Consider the following 21,427-nt stretch of genomic DNA (forward strand, 5'->3'; position numbering starts at 1 on the left):
TGGCTGCCCGAGCCGCCGTACATGCCGTGGCTGGCGCTGCCGCCGGCGCTCATCTGGGCGCTGCGCTGGTAGGCGCCGGCCACGAAGTACTCCGAAACCTGCTGGGCGTAAGCCAGGTCGGTCACGGCGATCTTGGGGGCCGCATTCTGGGCCTGGGCGCCAGCGCTCCAGGTCAGGGCGGTGACGGCCAGCACGGACAGTGCGGCCGCGAGGGTGGTTCTGCGTTGCATGGTGAGGTCCTTTCAGTGCCGCGGTCGATCAGCGCTTGCTGGTCTTGCGGATTTCTTTTTCGTCCTGCCATTCGACGGTGCCTTCCTGCACGTCGAACAGCTTGAGCGTGAACTTGTAGTACACGTCCTTGGTGGAGTTGCTCTGCTTGACGATGCTGGTCAGCTCGCCTTCCATGCTGTACTTGGCGGCCGTCATCTGGCCGACCTTGGCGGTGGTGCCCTGCTTGTACAGGCCGCTCTGGTTCTGGCGCTGCAGCTCGTCCACGCCCTGCTGCATCTCGTTGATGGAGCGCACGAAGCGCACCTTGCCGGACTTGACCAGCGCGGTCTGGATCGAGTTCATGACGTTGGTGGTGTCGATGTACTCGCTGGTCTTGTTCTTCACGGTCGAGATGGTCACCGTGGGGCGGCCCTGGAAGATGCCGGTCTCGAGCAGGCCGCCGGTCATCTTCTCGGCAATCATCTGCAGATCGGTGGAGCCGAACTCGTTGGTCACCAGTTCCACGGCCTTGGCGTCGCCGTAGTTGACCTGGCGGTCGAAGCGCACGGTGGGCGAGGACAGGTTCTGGCAGGCCGAGAGGGCCAGGGTGCTGGCCGCGAAGGCCAGGATGAGCGCGGTGCGCTGGATGCTGCTGTTGTGTTGCATGGTGTGTTCTCCGGTCGGCGCTGTGGGGTTCAGCGCGGTTCTACGTTCATTTCCAGGCGCAGGTCGACTGCGGCGCTGGTGGGGGCTACGCTCTTGACGGTCTGCTGGCCCAGGCCCAGCACACTCATCTGCTTCCACGACTCTCCGTCACCCACCTGGTTGCCCACCTGGTCCAGCCACTTGAAGCGGTAGAACACGGTGCGGTCGGTGCGGCCCATGTTGGCCATGTCGGCCTGCACCACCAGGATCTCGTTGGTGCGCACGATGCGCATCTCGCGCACCGCGATGCTGTTGGCTTCGCCGCGCAGCGCCACCTTGGAGGCCACGGCGATCGGTGTCGCGGGGTCGTGCAGCTGGGCATGGGCCGCTGCGCCGGTCAGTGCCATCACGGCGACGCCGAGGGCGGTCAGGTGTGTGCGGATAGTCATGGATCAAACTCCTTGGAAAACGGTCTTCAGGTCAGTTCTTGGCCGGGGTCACGGGCGCTTGCGCGGGCTTGGCCGCAGGCCGCGTGCGGTTGGTGGTGGTGGTTGTCTTGGTGGTCGTCGTCGTGGAGATCGTCTTGGTGGACGATGCAGGCACCTCGACGGCCGCTGGCGCCACGGCGGCGGTGGAGGATGCAGCGGCCAGCTGGCCGACCGATGCCACGTCGCCCATGAGCACGCTGTTCTCGTACAGGCGCAGGGGCACCAGGGCGTACTGGCCGTCGACCTTCACGGGCTGGGGCAGCGCGCGGCCGTTGATGGTCACGGTGTGTTCGCCCGGTGGCAGGTAGCCGCGGGCCACGTAGACGCGGCCGGGCAGCATGCGCCACATGCGGTCGTCGGCCTGTTCGGTGGCCGAGGCCGCCACGGCACCCACGATGCCGCCCAGCAGGCCGCCCTTCTTTTGCAGCTGGTCCTGCATCACGCCCTTGGCGACGGCGCGGGTGAAGCCGCGCAGCACCATGCCGGGCATTTCGTCCTTCAGGGCACGGCGTGCCATGACGTTCACGTCGACCACTTTTTCGAGCTTGAAGTCCGTGCCGGCGGCCGACAGGTTGGTCAGCAGCGCGTCGCGCGAGGGCTCGATCACGGGGTAGGAGACGCTCACCGTGGTCCAGCGGCTGCCCACGGGCACCGGCAGGGTGAAGGCACGGGGCTTGCGCGCGGGGGCGTCACCGGCCTCGACCACGAACAGCACGTCGGTCATGCGCTGGCGGCGCTTCCAGGTGAAGCTGGTGCGGCTGTCCAGGCCACGCAGGCCTTCTTCGAGCACACCGGTCTCGGGCTTGAGCTCGATGGCCTTGCGGTAGCCCGGCGCGGCCAGGCCCGGCTCGTTGAGCATCTCGTACAGAAAGCCGGCCAGGTAGTGGCTCAGGGCGTTCTGGTAGCCGTTCTTCAATGCCAGCACTTCGGGGTCGTTGAAGGTCTCGACGGGGTAGCCGTTGAGCTCCTTGCCGCCCGAGCTTGCGCCCTTGGACTTGGCTTCCTGCTCGGCCGCCAGGGTTTCCTTGGAGCGGAACTCGGCAATGATGGCTTCGCGTTCGTGCGTGCGCTTGATGTCCACGCGGGCGTTTTCCACGTCGCCCACCGCCACGCGGTTGAGTGCCAGGCGCGTGGTCAGCCAGACCTTCTCGTAGTCCTGGCCTTCATAGGCCTTCAGGCGCTCGCTGATCAGCGCCGCACCCACGGTGCCCATGAGCTTTTGCGGGTTGCTCTTGGCCGTGTCTTCCCATTCCTTGACCTTCACGTCGGCCAGCAGGAAGGCGTTCGTGCTGTCCGCATAGCGCCGGTCCATGCGCAGCAGCTCGCCGCGCTCCATGTTGAACAGCAGCGCGGTCTTCTCGTCCTCGGTCTTGGCCGTGGACTCGAGCTGGGCGATGGCCGCGGGAATGCCGCCGCTGCGGCCGGCGCCCTGCACGTCCGTGGCGAGCTTGTCGTGGCTCTGCATCGTCGCGCAGCCCGTGAGGGCGGCGCTCAGCGCCAGCACCCACAGAAGGCGGGGACGGAATTGGGGTCGGGTTGTCATGAATACTCCTTGCAAATGGATCGGGTGTTCACCAGAAAACCCCGGCGACGCGCCCCTGCAACAGGAATGCTGCGGCGGACACCGCAAGGGGTGCCGCACGCGGCATGCCGCTGGCGAGGGAGGTAGTCGACCGGACAAGGAAGGCTGTGCAGGTCCGAGCGCTCCCTCCTGGCGCTGGTCCTCGCTGCTGCTGCTGCAAGCCCCCTGTGGCTGTGAATTTCTAGGTTCTTGTGTGGTCTGTAGCCAGGGCGCAATGTAGCAAAAGGATGTATCTTTTCTGTAACCGGCAGCGGGCTGGGAAAACAGTTGTAGCGGTGCATTTCAGGCCCCCTTGTCCAGCAGCAGCGGCAGGCGGTAGAGCCACACCACCCGCCCGCCGGGCGCACGCAACTGGGCGCTGGGCAGCAGGCCGGGCACGGCAAATTCCAGGCTCACCAGCCAGGCGCCGGCGGCCATCTCGGCCTGGGCCTTGGCGGCGGCGCGGGCCATGCTTTCGGGGCGCTGGAACAGGTAGACCATCTGGTAGCCGCTCCAGTCGGCGGCCCACATGTCGCCGCGGCGCACCTGGGCCCAGGGGCAGCGCAGCGCGCAGGCCAGGCGCAGCGGCCAGCTCCACTCCAGCCCCTCCAGGCGGGCATGCGGGTAGGCGTGGCGCAGGGCGATGAGCCCGTCGCCCACGCCGCAGCCGGCATCGAGCACGCGTGCGCCCTGCGCCACCGGCGCCTGCACGGCCAGGGCCTGCAGCGCGTGGTGCGGTGTCGGGAACAGCGGCGCATCGCGCCAGGCATTGAGCGGGTACACCAGCAGCAGCAGCGCCAGCGGCACCAGCCAGGCCCAGGCCGGCAGGCTGGCCATGCCGGTGAGCGCCAGCGAGAGCGGGAAGCCCAGCGCGATCAGCCCACGCCGCCACCAGGTGGCCCCGAGCACACTGGTCGCCGTGCCCAGCAGGCTGGCCGCCACCAGCGCCGCCACGGGCGGCACGGCCCGCTGCAGGCTGAGGTACAGCAGCCATGCCCCCGCCCACGCCAGCAGCGCGGGGAGAGGCCAGGGCAGCAGGCGCAGTGGCATATGCATTACAGGCCCGTAAGGCCGTGCAGGGATGGGACGGAGCCGGAGACGATCAGGCCCACAGTCTGCGCCCAAATCGCGCAAACGGCCATGCCCACAAGTCCTGTTGCCAGGGCGGCGGAATGCGGTGACGGCAGGCGGCTTGCGCGGGGCATGGAACTCTCCGGAACTCCCCCGGTGCACATGCCCCGGGATGGAATGGAGCGCAGTGTAGGCCGGCATGGCGCACCGCAACACGCCTGTGCAAGCCACCGCAGCACGATTGTGTGCACTTTGTCACGTGGCCCCGTGCGCCCTGAACAGGCACCGCCCAGAGCGGATAACAAAACTCAGCGAAGCGGTTCTGGCTAGGCGCTGCGTCGCAGGCAGTACGATTAGTACGACAAGACGCGGCAACGACGCCAGAAGAGTTTTGTTAGCCGCTCTCAGCCGCGCAGGCGCTCGATCAGGCCGTTGAGTTCCTCAATGGAGCCGAACTGGATCGCCAGCTCGCCCATGTCCTCCACACGCCCTGCCCGCTTCACGCGCTTCTTCACGCGCACCTCGACCTCGGCCATGAGCAGGTCGGACAGCTCTTCCTCCACGCGCCGCAGGTCGCGCGATTTTTCCTTCTTGGGCTTTTGCGGCACCAGGCTGAATTCGGCGCCGATCTTCTTGACCAGGGCTTCGGCCTCGCGCACCGACAACTTCTTGGCCGCGATCTGGTTGCCAGCCGTGATCTGCGCCGCGCGCTCGAGCGACAGCAGCGCGCGCGCATGGCCCATGTCGATGTCGCCGGCCATGAGCATGGTCTGCACCGGCTCGGCCAGGTTCAACAGGCGCAGCAGGTTGCTCGCGGCGCTGCGCGAGCGGCCCACGGCCTGGGCGGCCAGCTCGTGCGTGAGCCCGAATTCGCGCACCAGGCGCTGCAGGCCATGGGCCTCTTCGAGCGGGTTCAGGTCCTCGCGCTGGATGTTCTCGATCAGCGCCATCGCGGCCGCCGCCTCGTTGGGCACGTCGCGCACCAGCACCGGCACGCGGTCCAGGCCGGCCAGGCGCGCGGCACGGAAGCGCCGCTCGCCGGCGATGATTTCGTACTTGCCGGCGTTCTCGCCATCGGCCAGGCGCCGCACCAGGATGGGCTGCATGATGCCCTGCACCTTGATGCTTTCGGCCAGCTCGTACAGCGCGCCCTCGTCCATGCGCGTGCGCGGCTGGTACATGCCGGGCACCATCTCGGCCAGGGTCAGCGTATTGGGCAGGCCGGCATCGGCCGCCTGGGCCTGTTCGGTGGCTTCGCTGACCTTGGGGCCCAGCAGGGCTTCGAGGCCGCGTCCGAGGCCCTTGGGTTTTTTGGTGACCATGGTGAGAAAGCTTTCTTGTTCTGTGTTCTGGGAATCAGGGGCGGCGCTGCGCCACCGTCATTGGTCGATGATCACCAAGGTGCCATGGCTGCCCGGCGCCACCGCATGCGGCACGCCAGCGGGCACGATGAAGACTTCGCCGGCCTGCACCTCGGTGACCTGGCCCTGCAGGTCCAGGCGCATGCAGCCTTCGATCACCAGCAGGGCTTCGTCGAAGTCGTGCGATTCGTCGGGGTAGGCGCCGTCGTCCATGCGCAGCAACTTGACGTTGGCGTTGGCAGCCCGGCCGACGACGCGGGATGACCAGGCGTTTGGAAACGACCGGGCCGTTTCCAGGAGATTGGTTTTGGACATAGGCTCAGGCGGTGGAAAGCGGCGGCAGGGCAGACGACCGCAGCCCGGCCAGCAGGGCCTGGCCCTCGGACCAGTCCGCCAGGCCCGATTCGGCATTGATGTGGCCGCGCTCGCCATGGTCGATGAAGCGCGCACCCCAGGCCCGGGCCATGCCTTCGGCGCGCTCGAAGCTGCAGTACGGGTCGTTGCGGCTGCCCACCAGCACGGCAGGGAACGGCAGCGGCTGGCGTGCGATGGGCGACCAGCCCGGCAGGTAGCCGGCGATGTCCTCGCGCTCCACATCGCCGGGGGCCACCAGCAGCGCCCCCTTCACCCGATGGGTGTTGGATGAATGCGCGGCCCACCAGGCGGTGAGGATGCAGCCCAGGCTGTGCGCCACCAGCACCACGGGGCCGGGGGCGTCGACGATGGTTTCCTCGAGCCGCGCGGTCCAGTCGCCGCGCAGCGGGCGCATCCAGTCGTGCTGCTCCACGCGGTGAAAGCCGTGCAGCGCCTCCCAGCGGCTCTGCCAGTGTTCGGGGCCGGAGCTCTGCCAGCCGGGCAGCACCAGCACGGTGTCGGAAGGTGAACTCATACTATGAATTTGATAGCAATCGACCCAGTGCCCGGTCAGACGACCGCGGGCTTCTTGCCAAGCGCCTTCATGCTCTGCACGCGCTCGACCATCTCCTGCGCGAACTCGATGAAGGCCTGGCTGCCCTTGGCCAGCGGGTCGAACACCACGCCCGGCAGGCCGTAGCTCGGGGCCTCGGCCAGACGCACGTTGCGCGGGATCACGGTGTTGAACACCTTGTCGCCGAAGTGGTCCTTGAGCTGCTCGCTCACCTGCTGCTGCAAGGTGATGCGCGGGTCGAACATGACGCGCAGCAGGCCGATGATCTGCAGGTCGGCATTGAGGTTGGCATGCACCTGCTTGATGGTGTTGACCAGGTCGGTCAGGCCTTCGAGCGCGAAGTACTCGCACTGCATGGGCACGATCACGCCATGGGCCGAGCACAGGCCGTTCAAGGTCAGCATGGACAAGGAGGGCGGGCAGTCGATGAGCACGAAGTCGTAGTCCGCATCGGCCTCGGCGAGCGCCGCCTTGAGGCGTTTTTCGCGGTGCTCCAGCGCCACCAGTTCGACCTCGGCACCGGCCAGTTCGCGGTTGGCACCCAGCACGTGGTAGCCGCACTTTTCGCTCAGCACGGCCGCTTCGCGCACCGAGGCCGACTCGAGCAGCACGTCGTAGACCGTGAGGTCGAGCTTGCGCTTGTCCAGGTTCGACCCCATGGTGGCATTGCCCTGGGGGTCCAGGTCGACCATCAGTACGCGCTGGCCGATCTTCGCCAGGCCGGCCGCCAGGTTGACTGTGGTGGTGGTCTTGCCGACGCCACCCTTCTGGTTGGCAATGCAAAAGATCTGGGCCATGGGGTTGGATGCCTTGTTTACTTCGAAATGGCCAGCTTGATGCCGAAACCGATCAGGAACACGCCAGCGACTTTTTCGAGCACGCGGCCGACGGTGGGGTTGGCGCGCATGCGCTCCGCCAGGTGGTGGGTGAGCAGCACGGCGATGAGGCCGTAGGCAAAGGTCAGGGCCGCCACGGTGGCCGCCATCACGCCGAAGGTCAGCAGGCCCTGGTGGCGGGCCGGGTCGACGAACAGCGGAAAGAAGGCCATGTAGAACACGATGGCCTTGGGGTTGAGCAGCGTGATCAGCGCGGCCTGCTTGAAATAGTGGCGCGGCTCGATGTTCAGGATGGGCTGGGCACCGGGCTTGGCCGTGAGCATCTTGAAGCCCAGCCAGGCCAGGTAGGCGGCGCCAAGCCACTGCACGGCATGGAAGGCCGCTGGGTAGGTGGACAGCAAGGCGGCCACGCCGGCCACCGCCGCCCACATCAGCACCTGGTCGCCGGCGATCACACCCAGGGTGGCGGCCAGGCCGCCCCGGATACCGCCCTTGCTGGTGGAGGTGATGAGCGCCAGATTGCCCGGACCGGGAATCGCCAGGAACAACACGATGGCCGCCACGAAGGCGCCGTAATCCGCAATGCCAAACATGAGAACCCCCAGGGGAAAGACGAACCGCGAGGCTGGCTGATACCGCAGCAACAAAATGACCAGCGAGCGGCGAGTTTACGCGACCCGTGCGCGGGCCCCGCCCCTTTTTACCGGATACCGGTCATGCCGGCCGCATCCAGACGATGCAACGCTCCGCATCGAGCCCCGGCACGGTCAATGGTTCCACGTGAAACACCCGCACATCGCCTGGCAGCGCCGCGATTTCCTCGGCCGGGTGCTTGCCCTTCATGGCCAGCCACACGCTCTGCGGGCCCAGGGCCTGGCGCGACCAGGTGGTGAAGTCCACCAGCGAGGCAAAGGCCCGGCTGGTCACCACATCGAACGGCCCGTCCAGGCTTTCGACACGGGCGTGCACGCCGCGCAGGTTGGGCAGTTGGAGCGATACCGCCACCTGCTGGATGAAAGCCGCCTTCTTGGCCACGGTGTCCACGCAGCTCACATCGACGTCGGGGCAGCAGATGGCGATCACCGCACCGGGCAGGCCGGCACCGGCCCCCACGTCGAGCAGGCGGGCGCCCTGCCCTGGCGGCAAGGCCGCCTGCGCCAGCGCGCGGCGCAGCGGCGGCACCGCCGCCAGGCTGTCTAGCAGGTGGTGGGTGAGCATCTCCTTGGGGTCGCGCACGGCCGTGAGGTTGTAGACCTTGGTCCATTTCTGGATCAGGTCCAGGTAGCACAGCAGCGCATCGGCCTGCGCGTCCGAGAGGGACACACCGAGTTGCTCGGCCGCCGAGAGCAGCGTGGGGCGAAACGCCTGGGTCGTGGCGGAGGGGATGTTCATGGGGATCGGCATTTCCATTGTTCGATAGGCAAGCCATGGTTCCACGTGGAACCATGGCGCTCGGCAGGTTCAGGAGCCCGTGCTGTTCCAGCAATTGGCTGGCTGGCCCTGGATCTGCACCCAGTAGCGGGTGCCCTGGCCCAGGGTGGTGTTGGTGGTGCGCAGGCCCACGATGCTGCCACTGTCCAGGCCATCCTTCATATCGGCCATGCGCCAGCCACTGCCCAGCTCCATCTCGCACCGGGCCGACGCCAGGGCCGCCGAGGTCAGGATGGCGCCCATCACGGGTTGGGTGGGTGCCAGCATGCCGCCGCTCCAACCGGCCAAGCTGGCCTCCGCACTTCCGGCAGGCTTGGCAGCCGTACCAGGCTGGATGCACAGCACGGGCAGCACCACGCGGCACGAAGTGTCGCCCTGCTGGTGGTTACACGGGTGATCGTTCTTCAAGGGCCGGTCCGTCGCGCGGGGTTCACCGGCACAGCCCAGGCGCGCGACCTCGGCCGGCTGCTTGGCGTCGTCTGCCACCACCGCAAAGGTCAGGCCGTGGCCAATGCCGGACGCGGTCGGGGGGGTCACGGGTGCCGCTGCCGACGCAGGTGCCACCGTGGCCCGGGCCGCTGGCGCGACTGCGCTGACCTTGGCGGTGGGCGGGGCGGCGCGCTTGTCACGCTCGTGTTTCATCCACAAGGGAATGCCCAGCAGCAGCAACAGCACCGCCACCACGGCCACGGTGCGCACCATCAGCAGCTCGCCCCGTTGCCGCGCCCGACGCCCTGCCCTGTTGCCCCGCATGGGCGGCTCAGTGCGCAGCGGGTTCTGCATGGGTACGTGCACCGGCAATACCGCGGAACGCACCCTTCTTGAGGTGCACCATGAGCAGCGAAATGGTCGCGGGCGTGATGCCCGAAATGCGCGAGGCCAGGCCCAGCGTCTCGGGCCGGTGGCGCGTCAGGATCTGGCGTGCCTCGATCGACAGTGCCGCCACCTGCATGTAGTCCAGGTCCTCGGGCAGTTTGAGGTTTTCGTAGTGGGCCGCACGCTCCACCTCGTCCTTCTGGCGGTCGATGTAGCCCGAGTACTTGGCCGCGATCTCCAGCTGCTCGATCACGGATTCGCTCAAGGCGCCCAGGGTTTCACGTGAAACATCGGCCGATGCGTACTTGCCGCCGTCCATACCCACCAGGGATGCGTAGCCCACATCGGGGCGGCGCAGCAGTTCGAACAGGTTGTACTCGTGCTCGATGCTCTTGCCCAGCACCCGCTCGGATTCTGCCGCGGGCAGGCTGCGCGGGTTCACCCAGGTGGCCTTGAGGCGTTCTGTTTCACGTGAAACAGCGTCGCGCTTGCGGCTGAAAGCATCCCAGCGGGCATCGTCCACCAGGCCCAGCTTGCGGCCCATCTCGGTCAGGCGCAGGTCGGCATTGTCCTCACGCAGCTGCAGGCGGAACTCGGCCCGGCTGGTGAACATGCGGTAGGGCTCGTTCACACCCTTGGTGATCAGGTCGTCCACCAGCACACCCAGGTAGGCCTCGTCACGGCCCGGCAGCCAGGGTGCATCGCCGCGGCACTGCAGGGCGGCGTTGATGCCCGCGAACAGGCCCTGCGCTGCGGCCTCCTCGTAGCCCGTGGTGCCGTTGATCTGGCCGGCGAAGAACAGGCCCTCGATCTGGCGCGTCTCGAAGCTGCTCTTGAGCGAGCGCGGGTCGAAGTAGTCGTACTCGATGGCGTAGCCGGGGCGCAGGATGTGCGCGTTCTCCAGGCCCGGCATGCTGCGCACCAGCTCGTACTGGATGTCGAACGGCAGGCTGGTGCTGATGCCGTTGGGGTAGAACTCGTGCGTGGTCAGGCCCTCGGGTTCGAGGAAGATCTGGTGGCTGTCCTTGTCGGCAAAGCGGTTGATCTTGTCTTCCACGCTCGGGCAGTAGCGCGGGCCCACGCCCTCGATCTTGCCCGTGAACATGGGGCTGCGGTCGAAGCCGCTGCGGATGATGTCGTGCGTGCGCTCGTTGGTGTGCGTCACCCAGCACGGCATCTGCCGCGGGTGCATGGCGGCATTGCCCATGAAGCTGAACACCGGCACGCTGCCCTCGTTCACGCCGCCGGGCATGCCGTCGCCGGGCTGCTCGGTGCACTTGGAGAAGTCGATGCTGCGCCCGTCCAGCCGCGGCGGGGTGCCGGTCTTCAGGCGGCCCTGGGGCAGCTTCAGTTCCTTGAGGCGTGCCGACAGCGATACGGCGGGCGGGTCCCCCGCCCGGCCGGCCGCATAGTTGTTCAGGCCCACATGGATCTTGCCGTCGAGGAAGGTGCCCGCCGTGAGTACCACCGTGCGCGAGCGGAAGCGGATACCCACCTGCGTCACGGCGCCCACCACGCGGTCGCCCTCCACCATCAGGTCGTCCACTGCCTGCTGGAACAGCCACAGGTTGGGCTGGTTCTCCAGCATGCGGCGGATGGCGGCCTTGTAGAGGATGCGGTCGGCCTGGGCGCGCGTGGCGCGCACGGCCGGTCCCTTGGAGCTGTTGAGGATGCGGAACTGGATGCCGCCCTCGTCCGTGGCCAGGGCCATGGCACCGCCCAGCGCATCCACCTCCTTGACCAGGTGGCCCTTGCCGATGCCGCCGATGCTGGGGTTGCAGCTCATCTGCCCCAGTGTCTCGATGTTGTGCGTGAGCAGCAGCGTCTTGCTGCCCATGCGGGCGGCCGCCAGCGCGGCCTCGGTGCCGGCATGGCCACCGCCGACGACGATCACATCAAATTCCTGGGGGTACAACATGGAAGCGCTCCGGGGCCTGTCGGGCCCGATAATCAAAAATCCCGGCACGACGCATGGAGGCGGGCCCCGCCTGGGCCCGCCGTGCGCACCGGCCCCGCCCGGGTGCGGGGGTGCAAACCTGCACCCTGCCCCGGCGGGCAACCCGGGATTTTCCCACTTTGCGCCCACCGTGTCTGCCGACAGCCCTCTGACCCGCTTTCTCACCCGACTGGTGGGCGATCCGCCCGTACCGGTGGCAGCGTGGTGGGCAAGTGCCCGGCCGGCCGATTTCGCCAAGGGCCAGCCCTTGTTGCGCGCCGGCGAGCCATGGCGCCATCTGTGGTGGGTGGAGCAAGGCGCCCTGCGCCTGTACCTCGTGGACCGGAACGGAGCGGAGGCCAACAAGAACTTCTTTCTCGACGGCGCCCTGTTCTGGCCCATCACCCCGAGCCTGCGGCAGCAGCCCGCAATGTTCCACGTGGAACCTTTGGAAGACAGCCGGGTGTGGGCGCTGCCCCTGCCCGCATGGGGCACCGCCACGCCCACCGATGGCTGGGCGCCCTGGGCGGCGCTCGAGCACCGGGTCCTGTGCGCCCTGCTCGACGGCAAGATGCAGCGCGAGCAGGAGTTCCTGCAGCTGAGCGCACGCGAGCGCTATGCCCGGCTGCTGGCCCAGCACCCGGACTGGCCGCAGCGCATCGCGCTGCGGCACCTGGCGTCCTACCTGGGCGTCACCGATGTCACGCTCTCGCGCGTGCGCAGTGATATGGGCCTTATCAAAGGTTAAGGCGCGGGCCCACCGGGGCCGGCACAGTGGCTGCCATGCCTGCCACCGCTTTCTGCCATCCCCGTTCCACCATCGCCGTGGCGCCCCACTTCCTGGCCGTGGTGTGGCTCGGGCTCATGGCCGGCTTCTTCGGCACCTACAGCGCCAATGTGAACCTGGCCATGCTGCAGATGGATGGCGCGACCTACGCCACCGTGCAGTCGGCCCTGAACCGCAACGTGCGCCACAGCCTGTTCTTTGCGCTGTTCTTCGGCCCGCCGCTGTGGTGCGCGCTGGCACTGGCCACCGGCTGGGCCCGGCGCCGCGAAGCCTGGTGGCCCACGCTGGCCGCCGTGCTGCTGGCCTACCTGCTGGGCATCGCCTTCTTCACCCAGCAGGTGAACCTGCCGCTCAACGCGACCACCGAGGCCTGGAACCCGCAGGTGCTGCCCGCCGACTGGGCCCAGGTGCGCGCACGCTGGAACGCGGCCAACCTCTGGCGCGCCCTGCTCAGCCTGGCCGCCTTCGTCGCGGCCCTGGTCACCCTGGTGTGGCGGCTGGCGCCGCCCCGGGCCGACCGCTAGGCTGCGCTTGCAGGAATCCTGCCTAGCGCCTGTGCTCCAATCCAGCCATGCACAAGAACCCGCTCCTCGTCTTCGCCGGCAGCACGCGCCAGCAATCGTTCAACCGCCGCCTGGCCTACGCAACCGCCGCGATCGCCCGCGATGCCGGCGCCGAGGTCACGCTGCTGGAGCTGTCGGACTACGACATCCCCATGTACAACGCCGACCTCGAAGCCCAGGGCACGCCGGCCGACGTGGTGCGCCTCAAGCAGGTGCTGTGGGCGCACCCGGCCTGGATCGTCTGCTCGCCCGAGTACAACGGCAGCTATACCGCCCTGCTCAAGAACACCATCGACTGGGCATCGAGCCCCGTGAGCGGCAACCCCGAATGGCAGGACGGCACCAAGCCCTTCCGCGGCAAGGTGGTGGGCATGCTCAGCGCCTCCAACGGCGGCCTGGGCGGCCTGCGCTCGCAAAGCCACCTGGCACCGCTGCTGCACAACCTGGAGTGCTGGCTCGCACCCAAGGCCTTTGCCCTGGGCCAGGCCAGCACGGCCTTCGACGAAGCGGGCGCCCTGGTGCAGGCGGTGCACCGCGAGCGCGTGCGCGCCGTGGTCGACCAGGTGCTCTGGGCCTCGGCCAGGCTGAATGCCTGATCTTTAGCTATTGAATAGATAGCAACTCATGCAGTGCAGATCGGGCTGCGGTGCCTGCTGCACCGCCCCCTCCATCAGCTCGCCGATCCCCGGCATGCCGCAGGGCAAGCCGGCGGGCGTGCGCTGCATCCAGCTCGGGGACGACGCACGCTGCCTTATTTTTGGGCAGCCCGAGCGCCCCGCCGTCTGCAGCGGCCTGCAGCCCTCGGCCGAGATGTGCGCGGGCAGCACGCGCGAAGCCATGGCCTTCCTGACGCGGCTCGAAGACCTGACACGCCCCTCGGCCTGATCAGTCCTCCTCGTCGTCATCTTTGTCGACTTCCGGCGGCACGTCCAGCGCCACCCGGGTCTCGAACTTGGAGCAGTTCATCGCGAACGTGCTCTTGAAGTTGCGCACGTTGTTGTTCGACGAAAACACCTCGCGCGTGAACGCGTGGTAGCGCTCCATCGACGCGGAGTTGATGATGAGCAGAAAGTCGAACTCGCCCGAGACCTCGTAGCAGGCCATCACATCGTCCTGCGCCGCCATCTTGGCTTCGAAGTTGCGCAGCAGCGCATCGTTCTGCTTGTCCAGCTCCACCGACACGAACACCGTGAGCGCGCGCCCCACGCGCTGCCGGTTCACCACCCCGACCTGCTTGAGCAGGATGCCCGCAGCGCGCAGGATGGCAATGCGCCGCTGGCAGGTGGCCGGCGAGCTGTTGACCTTGCGGGCCAGCACACGCAGCGGCTGCGAGGCGTCTTCCTGCAGCAGGTTGAGGATCTGGATGTCCAGGCGGTCAAGGTTCATGGGCCCGCCCACAATACCAAAGGACGATGGGACAAATGCATCACTCTTCTCCAAATTGTGAGACAGATCCCTCATTGAACGCCGTATTGCGGTGATTTCAACCGGGCGCCCACCCCAACAATGCGTAGGAACCATCCGACACCGGGGACGCATGCCATGACCACCACCACCGCAGCCGATTTCGACCAGCAGCTCGTGCGCTGGCGCCACCACCTGCACCGCCATCCCGAGACCGGCTTCAACGAGGTGGACACCGCCGACTACGTGGCGCGCCACCTCGCGGCCCTGGGCCTCGACGTGCAACGCGGCATCGGCGGCACGGGGGTGGTGGCCAGCCTCAGCGTGGGCGACGGCGGCCCCGCCATCGGCCTGCGCGCCGACATGGACGCCCTGGCCATGGGCGAATCCGCACCCGGCCGCAAGCATGCCTCGCAGAACGCCGGCTGCATGCATGCCTGTGGGCACGACGGCCACATGGCGATGGTGCTCGGCGCCGCGCAACTGCTGGCCGAGCGCCGCGACTTTTGCGGCACGGTGCGCTTCATCTTCCAGCCCGCCGAAGAGCATGGCCGGGGCGCGGCCGCGATGATGGCCGACGGCCTGTTCGAGCGCTTCCCGGTCGACGAGATCTACGGCGCGCACAACATCCCCGGCATGCCGGCCGGCCACATGGCCATCCGAAGCGGCGGCATCATGGCCAGCGAGGACAACTTCGCCATCGAGATCACCGGCCGTGGCGGGCATGCGGCACGCCCGCACATGGCGATCGATCCGCTGGTCGTCGGCGCCGAGATCGTGCTCGCGCTGCAGACCGTGGTGGCGCGCTCGGTCGACCCGAGCCAACCCGCCGTGGTGTCGTGCACCGAGTTCACCACCGACGGCATCCGCAACGCCCTGCCCACCCATGTCACGATCAAGGGCGATACGCGCAGCTACTCGCCCGCGGTACAGGCCCTGCTGGCAAAGCGCATGCGCGAGATCTGCGAAGGCATCTGCGCGGCCCACGGCGCCACCTGCCGCTTCAGCTACACGCACGAGTTCGCCCCCACCGTGAACTGGCCGGCCTGCGTGGAGGTGGCCAGCGCGGCCGCCGAAGCCGTGATCGGTGCCGAGCGCCTGGACCGCAATGTCACGCCGATGATGATCTCCGAGGATTTCGGCGCCTTCCTGCAGGTGGTCCCCGGGGCCTTCATGTTCATCGGCAACGGCGAAGCCGGCACGCCCGGCGGCGTGCCCCTGCACAACGCCGCCTATGACTTCAACGACGCTGTGCTGCCGGTAGGCGCACGCTACTTCGCCGAGATCGCGCGCGTGCGCCTGCCCCTCAATGCCTGAGCCCGGAAAACCACCCGTGCTGTTCACCAACCCTGCGGCCACGCGCCGCCCCTACGACCCCGCCCTGCAGCGCGTGATGAACCTCGCCACCGCCCGCGAAAGCCGCCAGTGGCTGGCCGGCTGGGCACAGCTGCGCCGCGGCAGCACACCGCTGCACGCCCTGCCCCACCTGGCGCGCCAGCTCGGCCTGGGCCAGCTATCCCTCAAGGACGAATCGGTGCGCTCGCCGCTGGCCAGCTTCAAGGTGCTGGGCGCGCCGGTGGCCCTGGTGCGCCTGGTGCAGCGCCAGTGGCCCGGGGCAGGATGGGCCCCGGCCGACCTGCTCGCGGGCCGGCATGCCGACGCGCTGGCCGACTTCACCGCCATCAGCGCCACCGACGGCAACCACGGCCGCGCGCTGGCCGCTGCGGCCCAGAGCATCGGCTGCCGCTGCGTGATCGTGCTGCATGCCCACGTCAGCGCCGAGCGCGAGCAACCCATCCGCGACCTGGGCGCCGAGGTCGTGCGCATCGCCGGCAACTACGACGACTCCGTGCAGGAGGCCGAGCGCCTGGCCCGCACCCACGGCTGGTGGGTGGTCTCAGACACCTCGTACGATGGCTACGAGGACATCCCGCGCGACGTCATGCAGGGCTACGGCATCCTGGTCGACGAACTGCTCGAACAGGTCCCCGTGCGCGCCGATGGCGCCAGCCCCTTCACCCATGTGCTGCTGCAGGGTGGCGTGGGCGGCCTGGCCGCAGGCGTCGTGGCGCCCCTGTGGGAGCGCTATGGCGCCGCACGCCCCCGCTTCATCGCCGTGGAGCCCGAGCAGGCCGACTGCCTGCTGCAAAGCGCCATCGCCGGCCGGCCGGCCCGCGCCACGGGCAGCGTGGATTCGGTGATGGCGGGCCTGGCCTGCGGCGAGACCTCGCCCCTGGCCTGGCGCTTCCTGCAGCCCACGGTGGACCTGTTCATGACCGTGGGCGATGCCCAGGCCGAAGCGGCCATGCGCACCCTGGCCAGCGGCACGGCGGGTGATGTCCCCGTGCTCAGCGGCGAATCGGGCGCCGCGGGCCTGGCCGGGCTCACCGCCCTCATGGCCGACCCGGCACTGGCGGCCCAGGCCGGCCTGGGCCCGGACGCACGCGTGCTGCTCATCAGCACCGAGGGCGCCACCGCCCCGGGTGTCTACCAGGCCATCACCGGCCGCAGCCCGGCCAGCGTGCTGCAGGCCCAGTCCGAATGGATGGCACGCCCATTGCACGGATGACAATGGAGGAACCCACGCCCCCAGGAACCCCGATGACTGCACCCACCCTCGACTTCGATTCGCCCACCGTGCGCAAGCTGCGCGACGACCTGGCCCTGGCCCTGCGCGCCGCCGCCTACCATGGCCTGTCCGAGGGTGTGTGCAACCATTTCAGCGTGGAGCTGCCCGACCGCTCGGGGCGCTTTTTGCTCAACCCGCGCGGCCTGATGTGGAGCGAGGTGCAGGCCGAGGACATCGTGCTCATCGACGAACAGGGCCAGCGCCTGGCCGGCCGCCACGCGGTGGAACCCACGGCCATGTTCATCCACGCCGCCATCCACCGCCTGTGCCAGAAGGCCTGCGTGCTGCACACCCACATGCCCTACGCCACGGCACTCACGCTGACCACCGACCGGGCGCTCGACACCACGCTCTCGCAGAATGCCATGCGCTTCCACGGCCGCACGGCCGTGGACCCGAACTACAACGGCTTCGCGCTCGACGTGCGCGAGGGCGAGCGCATCGCGGGCGTGCTGCGCGCGGCGGACATCGGTTTCCTGAGCAACCACGGCGTGGTCGTCTGCGGCGATCGCATCGACTACGCCTACGACGACCTCTACTACCTGGAGCGCGCCTGCATGGCCCAGGTGCTGGCGCAATCCACCGGCCGCCCCCTGGCCCCGGCCAGCGCCACCCTGGCGCAGCACGTGAGCGAGCAGTCCATGGGCGAACGCCTGCAGTCCGAGCTGTTCTTCGAGGCGCTGCGCCGCAGGCTCTGATTTTTTCGCGGCCGAACTGTCACACAGCGGACCCCTGGCACGTCTGGTTATCGACCAAACTACGCTTGGAGCCCGACCATGACCGCACCACCCCTGGCCCCTGAGGCCGACAATACCTTTGCCACCTTGCGCCCGCGCCTGTTCGGCATCGCCTACCGCATGCTGGGTGTGCGCGCCGACGCCGAGGACGTGGTGCAGGACGCCTGGCTGCGCTGGAGCGGCACGGACACCACCGCCCTGCAGTCGGCCGAGGCCTGGCTGGTCACGGTGACCACGCGCCTGTCCATCGACCGGCTGCGCGCCGCCAAGGCCGAGCGAGAGGCTTATGTGGGCTGGTGGCTGCCCGAGCCGCTGGTGGAGCAGCTCGATGAGCGCACACCCGAATCCGCCGCCGAACTGGCCGGTGAACTCTCGGTCGCCTTTCTCTACGTGCTCGAACGCCTGGGCCCCGAGGAGCGCGCCGCCTTCCTGCTGCGCCAGGTCTTCGACTACGACTACCCCGAGATCGCCGCCCAGCTGGGCAAGACCGAGGCCAGTTGCCGCCAGATGGTGCACCGCGCCAGCGAGCGCGTGCAGCAGGCACGCACCCGCTTCGAGGTGCCGCGCAAGGTGCACCACCAGCTGCTCGAACGCTTCATCGCGGCCGCCCACAGCGGCCAGCGCAATGCCATCGAGGCCCTGCTGTCCGAGGACGCCATGCTGATCGGCGACGGCGGCGGCAAGGTGCAGTCCTTCCCGCACCCGCTGGTGGGGGCCTTCCGCATCGCCAACCTGTTCTGGGCGCAGTGGCGGCGCATGGCCGAGCAGGTGGTCTACCGCACCGTGCTCATCAATGGCGAGCCGGGCCTCTTGCGCTACATCGACGGCCGGCTCGAATCGGCCCAGGCCATCGTGACCGACGGCGAGCGCATCGTCGCCATCTATGCGATCCGCAACCCGGACAAGCTCACGGGCATCCCGCTCACACTCGATTGATGAACACCCCCTGAGTCGCTTCGCGCCTTCACCCCTCTCTCGCATTGCTGCGCAATGGGAGGGGGACGCCCCCAGTGCACGCAAGCGAAGCGCCGCATACGCGGCTTGGCGGCCCTTGCACGGGGGCACTGGCCTTGGCCGTGCCAGTTTCATGCGATGCGGGTGACGCGCAGCGCTGTGGAGAACTGAGAGAAAGTTTTTTGCGCCCGGCTGTCACAACGGCACCGGCCCACGCGTCTTGATGGGTATGGAAGGCAACGAAAGGCCCGGCGCCTTCCAGTTCCAACCCTTCATCACCCACCAAACGGAGTTTTCACCATGACCCAGCACACCGCCCGCCTGCCCTACCACCAGCTCGCCAACAAGGCCTTCATGGGCCTCGTGAACCTGTCCGAGACCGTCAAGAAGGGCAGCATCGGCGCCCGCCTGGCCGAACTCGTCTTCCTGCGCGTCTCGCAGATCAACGGCTGCGCCTACTGCATGGACATGCACTGGACCTACCTGGCCAAGGACGGCATGGAGCCACGCCACCTCAACGCCGTGGCCGGCTGGCGCGAGGCGCCCTTCTTCAGCGAACGCGAGCGCGCCGCCTTCCGCTGGGCCGAGATCATCACCGCCACGCCGCACAGCGACGCCAGCGACGAAGAGTTCGCCCTGCTCAAGGCGCAGTTCAACGACACCGAGATCGCCGAACTGGGCTTTGCCATCGGCGTCATCAACGCCTGGAACCTGATCAACGCGGGCATGCGCGCCCCCATCCCGGCGCAGGCGGGCTGAGCACGCGGGTTTCCCACCCCGAATCCCGGGGTGGGCGACAATACGGGGCCGGCCGGTGTGGTGCGGCCCGGATCCTGATGCGCGCCCTGCCTCGGACCCCAGCGAGCCCCGTGGCGCAAAGGACCGGCATGCCGATCGCCCCGCAGGAGCTGGTGGCCCACCTGGACCCCCTCGTCTCCGACCCCCGCCGGCTGGCGGCCGTGCACAGCGTTGCGCTGCTGGACAGCCCGACGGAGGAAACCTTCGACTCCATGAGCCGCCTGGCCGTGAACCTGGTGGGCGCGCCCGCGAGCTTCCTGTCCATCGTCGACGCCGAGCGCGATTTTTACAAAAGCGCCCACGGCTTTCCGCAGGAACTGGCCGCTGCGCGCGAGATGCATGGCCGCACCTTCTGCCACTACGCGATTGCCAGCACCGATCCGCTGGTGATCGAGGACACCCATGCCGACCCGCTGTGGCGCGCCGTGCCCACGGTCGACAGCCTGGGCGTGCGCGCCTACGTGGGCGTGCCGCTCATCGTCGATGGCCAGCCCATCGGCAGCTTCTGCGTCATCGACAACCAGCCGCGCAGCTGGACGGACACCGAGATCGAGACCCTGGTGCAGCTCGCCAGGGCCGCTGCACGCGAGATCCAGCTGCGCAGCGCGCTCAGGGAATCCGAGGCCAATGCCGAACGCGCCCATGCACTGGCCAAGGCCAACGAAGAACTGCTCGCCGTGGTCGCGCACGACCTGCGCTCGCCGCTGCAGGTGATGGGCCTGAACACCAGCGTGCTCGCCCGCGCCCGCCACGCCCCCTCGCAGCCGGCCATCCGGCGCATCGAAGGCGCCATCACCTCCATGAAGCGCCTGGTCGATGACCTGCTCTCCACCCATGCCGTGGACAGCCGCGAACGCACCCTGTGCGAGACCATCGCACCGGCCCGGCTGCTGGCCGATGCGGCAGACGCGATGGGCATGGTGGCCGAGCGCGCCGGCATCCACCTGCACCTGGTGCCCGCACAGGCGGGCGAGGTCTTCGTGGACTATGCCCAGCTGCTGCGCGTGCTGTGCAACCTGATCGGCAACTGCGTCAAGTACTGCCCATCAGGGAGCACCGTCACCCTCTGTGCGACCGAGACGGAGGACAGCATCGTCATCCGGGTCACCGACGATGGCCCCGGCATGGGCGAGGCCGAGCAGTCCTGCGCCTTCGAGCGCGGCTGGCAGGGCAGCGCCGGCGTGGCCGGGCAGGACGGCGCGGGCCTGGGCCTGTGGATCGTGCGCACCCTGGTCGAGCAGAACCAGGGCCGCGTTGCGCTGCACAGCGCAGCCGGCCAGGGCACCGAGGTCGCCGTGCGCCTGCCACGCCACCGCAGCTGAGCCCCCAAGCGGCCGCCACCGCGTCCCCGGCGCCACGAGCACCCGCACACGGGGCTCAGGGAATGCCGTACTTGTTCGGGTAGCGGATGTTCTCGCGCATGTGCGCGCTCATCGGGATGCGCAGCGTGGCGGTGTCGAACCACTGGCGGTACAGGGCCGCCAGCTCGCCCGAATGCATCAGCCCCAGCACCGTGCGGTCCACCACCTCGCGCAGCGGCAGGTCATCCTTGGGCAGCATGAAGGCATAGGGCTCCACCGTGAGGTGGCGGCCGGTCACATGCAGCTCCCCGCGCAGCGGCGATGAGGCGATGAGGCCGTAGAGCAGCACATCGTCCTGCGCGAAGGCATCGACCTGGCCCTGCTCCACCAGGCGCACGCCCTCGGCGTCGGTGGCCACCAGGGTCACGACAATCTCCTGCTCGCGCTCCACGCGCTGCAGCGTCTCCTGCGCCGTTGTGCCCCGGCTCACGGCGATGCGCCGCCGCCACAGGCTGGGCACACCGTCGAGCTGCACCGACTGGCGCGCGAGAAAGCGCACACCCGTGGTGAACAGCGTGTACGAGAAGTCCACCTCCTTTTGCCGGCCCACGGTGTTGGTGTTGCCCCCGCACTCGATGTCGATGCTGCCGGCTGCAAGCAGCGGGATGCGCTGCGCCGCCTCCAACGGGCGGAACGCCACGCGCAGGTCCGGCCGGCCCAGCTGCTTGCGCAGCGCCTCCACGACCTTGTTGCACACGGCGATCGAATAGCCCACGGTATTGCCCGCCGCATCGCGAAAGGCAAAGGTGCCGGGCGTGGGGATGTAGCCCACGTGCACCGTGCCGCTGCGCGCGATGCGCGCCAGCGCGCCATCCCTGGCACCCTGGGCATGGCCCAGGGTACAGAGCAGGGCCAGCACGACCAGGACCGGCAGGGACTTCTGAAAAACAGATGCACGCATGGTGGGCGCC

24 protein-coding genes and 1 pseudogene are annotated in these 21,427 nt (G+C 68.5%); 10 read left to right on the forward strand and 15 right to left on the reverse strand.

The window, feature by feature from the left end:
• From PMI14_RS19420 to mnmG, 13 genes and pseudogenes are all read right to left on the reverse strand, one after another.
• Positions 1-230, reverse strand: a pseudogene (locus PMI14_RS19420) (hypothetical protein); the annotation flags it as partial.
• Between the two features lie 28 nt (positions 231-258).
• Positions 259-876 carry a penicillin-binding protein activator LpoB gene (lpoB, locus tag PMI14_RS19425; RefSeq protein WP_007857022.1) on the reverse strand — a complete coding sequence of 206 codons (618 nt, stop codon included), beginning with the start codon at positions 874-876 and terminating at the stop codon, positions 259-261.
• 29 nt (positions 877-905) lie between these two features.
• Positions 906-1,304, reverse strand: a complete 399-nt coding sequence (locus tag PMI14_RS19430) for a YcfL family protein (RefSeq protein ID WP_007857023.1) — start codon at positions 1,302-1,304, stop codon at positions 906-908.
• 31 nt (positions 1,305-1,335) lie between these two features.
• Positions 1,336-2,886 (reverse strand): COG3014 family protein, encoded by a 1,551-nt coding sequence (locus tag PMI14_RS19435; RefSeq protein WP_007857024.1) that lies wholly within the window; start codon positions 2,884-2,886, stop codon positions 1,336-1,338.
• 321 nt (positions 2,887-3,207) lie between these two features.
• On the reverse strand, positions 3,208-3,960 hold the full coding sequence (locus PMI14_RS19440) for a class I SAM-dependent methyltransferase (protein ID WP_007857025.1): 753 nt from the start codon (positions 3,958-3,960) through the stop codon (positions 3,208-3,210).
• A 419-nt stretch (positions 3,961-4,379) separates the two neighbouring features.
• A complete protein-coding gene (locus PMI14_RS19445; protein WP_007857027.1) occupies positions 4,380-5,297 on the reverse strand; it encodes a ParB/RepB/Spo0J family partition protein in 918 nt (305 codons plus the stop codon).
• A 57-nt stretch (positions 5,298-5,354) separates the two neighbouring features.
• Positions 5,355-5,651: a cupin domain-containing protein gene (locus PMI14_RS19450; RefSeq protein WP_007857028.1), complete on the reverse strand. Its 297-nt coding sequence runs from the start codon at positions 5,649-5,651 to the stop codon at positions 5,355-5,357.
• A 4-nt stretch (positions 5,652-5,655) separates the two neighbouring features.
• On the reverse strand, positions 5,656-6,225 hold the full coding sequence (locus PMI14_RS19455) for an alpha/beta hydrolase (RefSeq protein ID WP_007857029.1): 570 nt from the start codon (positions 6,223-6,225) through the stop codon (positions 5,656-5,658).
• Between the two features lie 35 nt (positions 6,226-6,260).
• A complete protein-coding gene (locus tag PMI14_RS19460; protein WP_007857031.1) occupies positions 6,261-7,061 on the reverse strand; it encodes a ParA family protein in 801 nt (266 codons plus the stop codon).
• 17 nt (positions 7,062-7,078) lie between these two features.
• Positions 7,079-7,693, reverse strand: coding sequence for a LysE family transporter (locus PMI14_RS19465; RefSeq protein ID WP_007857032.1), 615 nt, complete (start codon positions 7,691-7,693; stop codon positions 7,079-7,081).
• 121 nt (positions 7,694-7,814) lie between these two features.
• A complete protein-coding gene (rsmG, locus tag PMI14_RS19470; RefSeq protein WP_035204682.1) occupies positions 7,815-8,492 on the reverse strand; it encodes a 16S rRNA (guanine(527)-N(7))-methyltransferase RsmG in 678 nt (225 codons plus the stop codon).
• A gap of 69 nt (positions 8,493-8,561) precedes the next feature.
• The gene (locus PMI14_RS33645; RefSeq protein WP_146187883.1) at positions 8,562-9,284 is read right to left on the reverse strand and encodes a hypothetical protein; all 723 of its coding nucleotides are present in this window, start codon (positions 9,282-9,284) and stop codon (positions 8,562-8,564) included.
• A gap of 7 nt (positions 9,285-9,291) precedes the next feature.
• Positions 9,292-11,265, reverse strand: a complete 1,974-nt coding sequence (mnmG, locus tag PMI14_RS19480; protein ID WP_007857035.1) for a tRNA uridine-5-carboxymethylaminomethyl(34) synthesis enzyme MnmG — start codon at positions 11,263-11,265, stop codon at positions 9,292-9,294.
• A 169-nt stretch (positions 11,266-11,434) separates the two neighbouring features.
• On the opposite strand from mnmG, the gene PMI14_RS19485 reads away from it, so the two are divergent.
• The 4 genes from PMI14_RS19485 to PMI14_RS19500 are packed head-to-tail and all read left to right on the forward strand — an operon-like array spanning position 11,435 to position 13,518.
• Positions 11,435-12,031 carry a Crp/Fnr family transcriptional regulator gene (locus PMI14_RS19485; protein WP_007857036.1) on the forward strand — a complete coding sequence of 199 codons (597 nt, stop codon included), beginning with the start codon at positions 11,435-11,437 and terminating at the stop codon, positions 12,029-12,031.
• 35 nt (positions 12,032-12,066) lie between these two features.
• The gene (locus tag PMI14_RS19490) at positions 12,067-12,594 is read left to right on the forward strand and encodes a DUF1772 domain-containing protein (protein WP_007857037.1); all 528 of its coding nucleotides are present in this window, start codon (positions 12,067-12,069) and stop codon (positions 12,592-12,594) included.
• Between the two features lie 47 nt (positions 12,595-12,641).
• Positions 12,642-13,229 (forward strand): NADPH-dependent FMN reductase, encoded by a 588-nt coding sequence (locus tag PMI14_RS19495; RefSeq protein WP_007857038.1) that lies wholly within the window; start codon positions 12,642-12,644, stop codon positions 13,227-13,229.
• A gap of 28 nt (positions 13,230-13,257) precedes the next feature.
• The gene (locus PMI14_RS19500; protein ID WP_007857039.1) at positions 13,258-13,518 is read left to right on the forward strand and encodes a YkgJ family cysteine cluster protein; all 261 of its coding nucleotides are present in this window, start codon (positions 13,258-13,260) and stop codon (positions 13,516-13,518) included.
• On the opposite strand, the gene PMI14_RS19505 is transcribed toward PMI14_RS19500, so the two are convergent.
• Positions 13,519-14,019 (reverse strand): Lrp/AsnC family transcriptional regulator, encoded by a 501-nt coding sequence (locus PMI14_RS19505; protein WP_007857040.1) that lies wholly within the window; start codon positions 14,017-14,019, stop codon positions 13,519-13,521.
• 156 nt (positions 14,020-14,175) lie between these two features.
• Between PMI14_RS19505 and PMI14_RS19510 the strand changes: the two genes are divergently transcribed.
• The 6 genes from PMI14_RS19510 (at position 14,176) to PMI14_RS19535 (ending at position 20,477) form a co-directional block, all read left to right on the forward strand.
• The gene (locus PMI14_RS19510; RefSeq protein WP_007857041.1) at positions 14,176-15,354 is read left to right on the forward strand and encodes a M20 aminoacylase family protein; all 1,179 of its coding nucleotides are present in this window, start codon (positions 14,176-14,178) and stop codon (positions 15,352-15,354) included.
• A gap of 16 nt (positions 15,355-15,370) precedes the next feature.
• Complete coding sequence (locus PMI14_RS19515; RefSeq protein WP_007857042.1) at positions 15,371-16,606, forward strand: diaminopropionate ammonia-lyase; 1,236 nt, start codon at positions 15,371-15,373, stop codon at positions 16,604-16,606.
• 32 nt (positions 16,607-16,638) lie between these two features.
• Positions 16,639-17,364: an aldolase gene (locus PMI14_RS19520; RefSeq protein ID WP_007857043.1), complete on the forward strand. Its 726-nt coding sequence runs from the start codon at positions 16,639-16,641 to the stop codon at positions 17,362-17,364.
• A 78-nt stretch (positions 17,365-17,442) separates the two neighbouring features.
• Positions 17,443-18,339: an RNA polymerase sigma-70 factor gene (locus PMI14_RS19525; protein WP_007857044.1), complete on the forward strand. Its 897-nt coding sequence runs from the start codon at positions 17,443-17,445 to the stop codon at positions 18,337-18,339.
• 318 nt (positions 18,340-18,657) lie between these two features.
• Entirely contained in the window at positions 18,658-19,116 is a 459-nt protein-coding gene (locus tag PMI14_RS19530) for a carboxymuconolactone decarboxylase family protein (protein ID WP_007857045.1), read from the forward strand.
• Between the two features lie 128 nt (positions 19,117-19,244).
• Positions 19,245-20,477, forward strand: coding sequence for a GAF domain-containing sensor histidine kinase (locus tag PMI14_RS19535; protein WP_007857046.1), 1,233 nt, complete (start codon positions 19,245-19,247; stop codon positions 20,475-20,477).
• 55 nt (positions 20,478-20,532) lie between these two features.
• Here PMI14_RS19535 and PMI14_RS19540 read toward each other — a convergent pair whose 3' ends face one another.
• The gene (locus tag PMI14_RS19540; protein WP_007857047.1) at positions 20,533-21,417 is read right to left on the reverse strand and encodes an amino acid ABC transporter substrate-binding protein; all 885 of its coding nucleotides are present in this window, start codon (positions 21,415-21,417) and stop codon (positions 20,533-20,535) included.
• Positions 21,418-21,427: the final 10 nt, after the last annotated feature.

The sequence above is a fragment of the Acidovorax sp. CF316 genome (assembly GCF_000276605.1).
Classification (GTDB): Bacteria; Pseudomonadota; Gammaproteobacteria; order Burkholderiales; family Burkholderiaceae_C; genus Acidovorax.

Excerpts from the sequence above, each read along its gene's own strand:
- lpoB (WP_007857022.1), bottom strand. The coding sequence starts at position 876 with ATGCAACACAACAGCAGCATCCAGCGCACCGCGCTCATCCTGGCCTTC.
- PMI14_RS19530 (WP_007857045.1), top strand. The coding sequence starts at position 18,658 with ATGACCCAGCACACCGCCCGCCTGCCCTACCACCAGCTCGCCAACAAG.
- PMI14_RS19465 (WP_007857032.1), bottom strand. The coding sequence starts at position 7,693 with ATGTTTGGCATTGCGGATTACGGCGCCTTCGTGGCGGCCATCGTGTTG.
- PMI14_RS19525 (WP_007857044.1), top strand. The coding sequence starts at position 17,443 with ATGACCGCACCACCCCTGGCCCCTGAGGCCGACAATACCTTTGCCACC.
- PMI14_RS19435 (WP_007857024.1), bottom strand. The coding sequence starts at position 2,886 with ATGACAACCCGACCCCAATTCCGTCCCCGCCTTCTGTGGGTGCTGGCG.
- PMI14_RS19500 (WP_007857039.1), top strand. The coding sequence starts at position 13,258 with ATGCAGTGCAGATCGGGCTGCGGTGCCTGCTGCACCGCCCCCTCCATC.
- PMI14_RS19430 (WP_007857023.1), bottom strand. The coding sequence starts at position 1,304 with ATGACTATCCGCACACACCTGACCGCCCTCGGCGTCGCCGTGATGGCA.
- PMI14_RS33645 (WP_146187883.1), bottom strand. The coding sequence starts at position 9,284 with ATGCGGGGCAACAGGGCAGGGCGTCGGGCGCGGCAACGGGGCGAGCTG.
- PMI14_RS19445 (WP_007857027.1), bottom strand. The coding sequence starts at position 5,297 with ATGGTCACCAAAAAACCCAAGGGCCTCGGACGCGGCCTCGAAGCCCTG.
- PMI14_RS19510 (WP_007857041.1), top strand. The coding sequence starts at position 14,176 with ATGACCACCACCACCGCAGCCGATTTCGACCAGCAGCTCGTGCGCTGG.
- PMI14_RS19455 (WP_007857029.1), bottom strand. The coding sequence starts at position 6,225 with ATGAGTTCACCTTCCGACACCGTGCTGGTGCTGCCCGGCTGGCAGAGC.
- PMI14_RS19495 (WP_007857038.1), top strand. The coding sequence starts at position 12,642 with ATGCACAAGAACCCGCTCCTCGTCTTCGCCGGCAGCACGCGCCAGCAA.
- PMI14_RS19460 (WP_007857031.1), bottom strand. The coding sequence starts at position 7,061 with ATGGCCCAGATCTTTTGCATTGCCAACCAGAAGGGTGGCGTCGGCAAG.
- PMI14_RS19535 (WP_007857046.1), top strand. The coding sequence starts at position 19,245 with ATGCCGATCGCCCCGCAGGAGCTGGTGGCCCACCTGGACCCCCTCGTC.
- PMI14_RS19450 (WP_007857028.1), bottom strand. The coding sequence starts at position 5,651 with ATGTCCAAAACCAATCTCCTGGAAACGGCCCGGTCGTTTCCAAACGCC.
- mnmG (WP_007857035.1), bottom strand. The coding sequence starts at position 11,265 with ATGTTGTACCCCCAGGAATTTGATGTGATCGTCGTCGGCGGTGGCCAT.
- PMI14_RS19540 (WP_007857047.1), bottom strand. The coding sequence starts at position 21,417 with ATGCGTGCATCTGTTTTTCAGAAGTCCCTGCCGGTCCTGGTCGTGCTG.
- PMI14_RS19505 (WP_007857040.1), bottom strand. The coding sequence starts at position 14,019 with ATGAACCTTGACCGCCTGGACATCCAGATCCTCAACCTGCTGCAGGAA.
- rsmG (WP_035204682.1), bottom strand. The coding sequence starts at position 8,492 with ATGAACATCCCCTCCGCCACGACCCAGGCGTTTCGCCCCACGCTGCTC.
- PMI14_RS19490 (WP_007857037.1), top strand. The coding sequence starts at position 12,067 with ATGCCTGCCACCGCTTTCTGCCATCCCCGTTCCACCATCGCCGTGGCG.
- PMI14_RS19520 (WP_007857043.1), top strand. The coding sequence starts at position 16,639 with ATGACTGCACCCACCCTCGACTTCGATTCGCCCACCGTGCGCAAGCTG.
- PMI14_RS19440 (WP_007857025.1), bottom strand. The coding sequence starts at position 3,960 with ATGCATATGCCACTGCGCCTGCTGCCCTGGCCTCTCCCCGCGCTGCTG.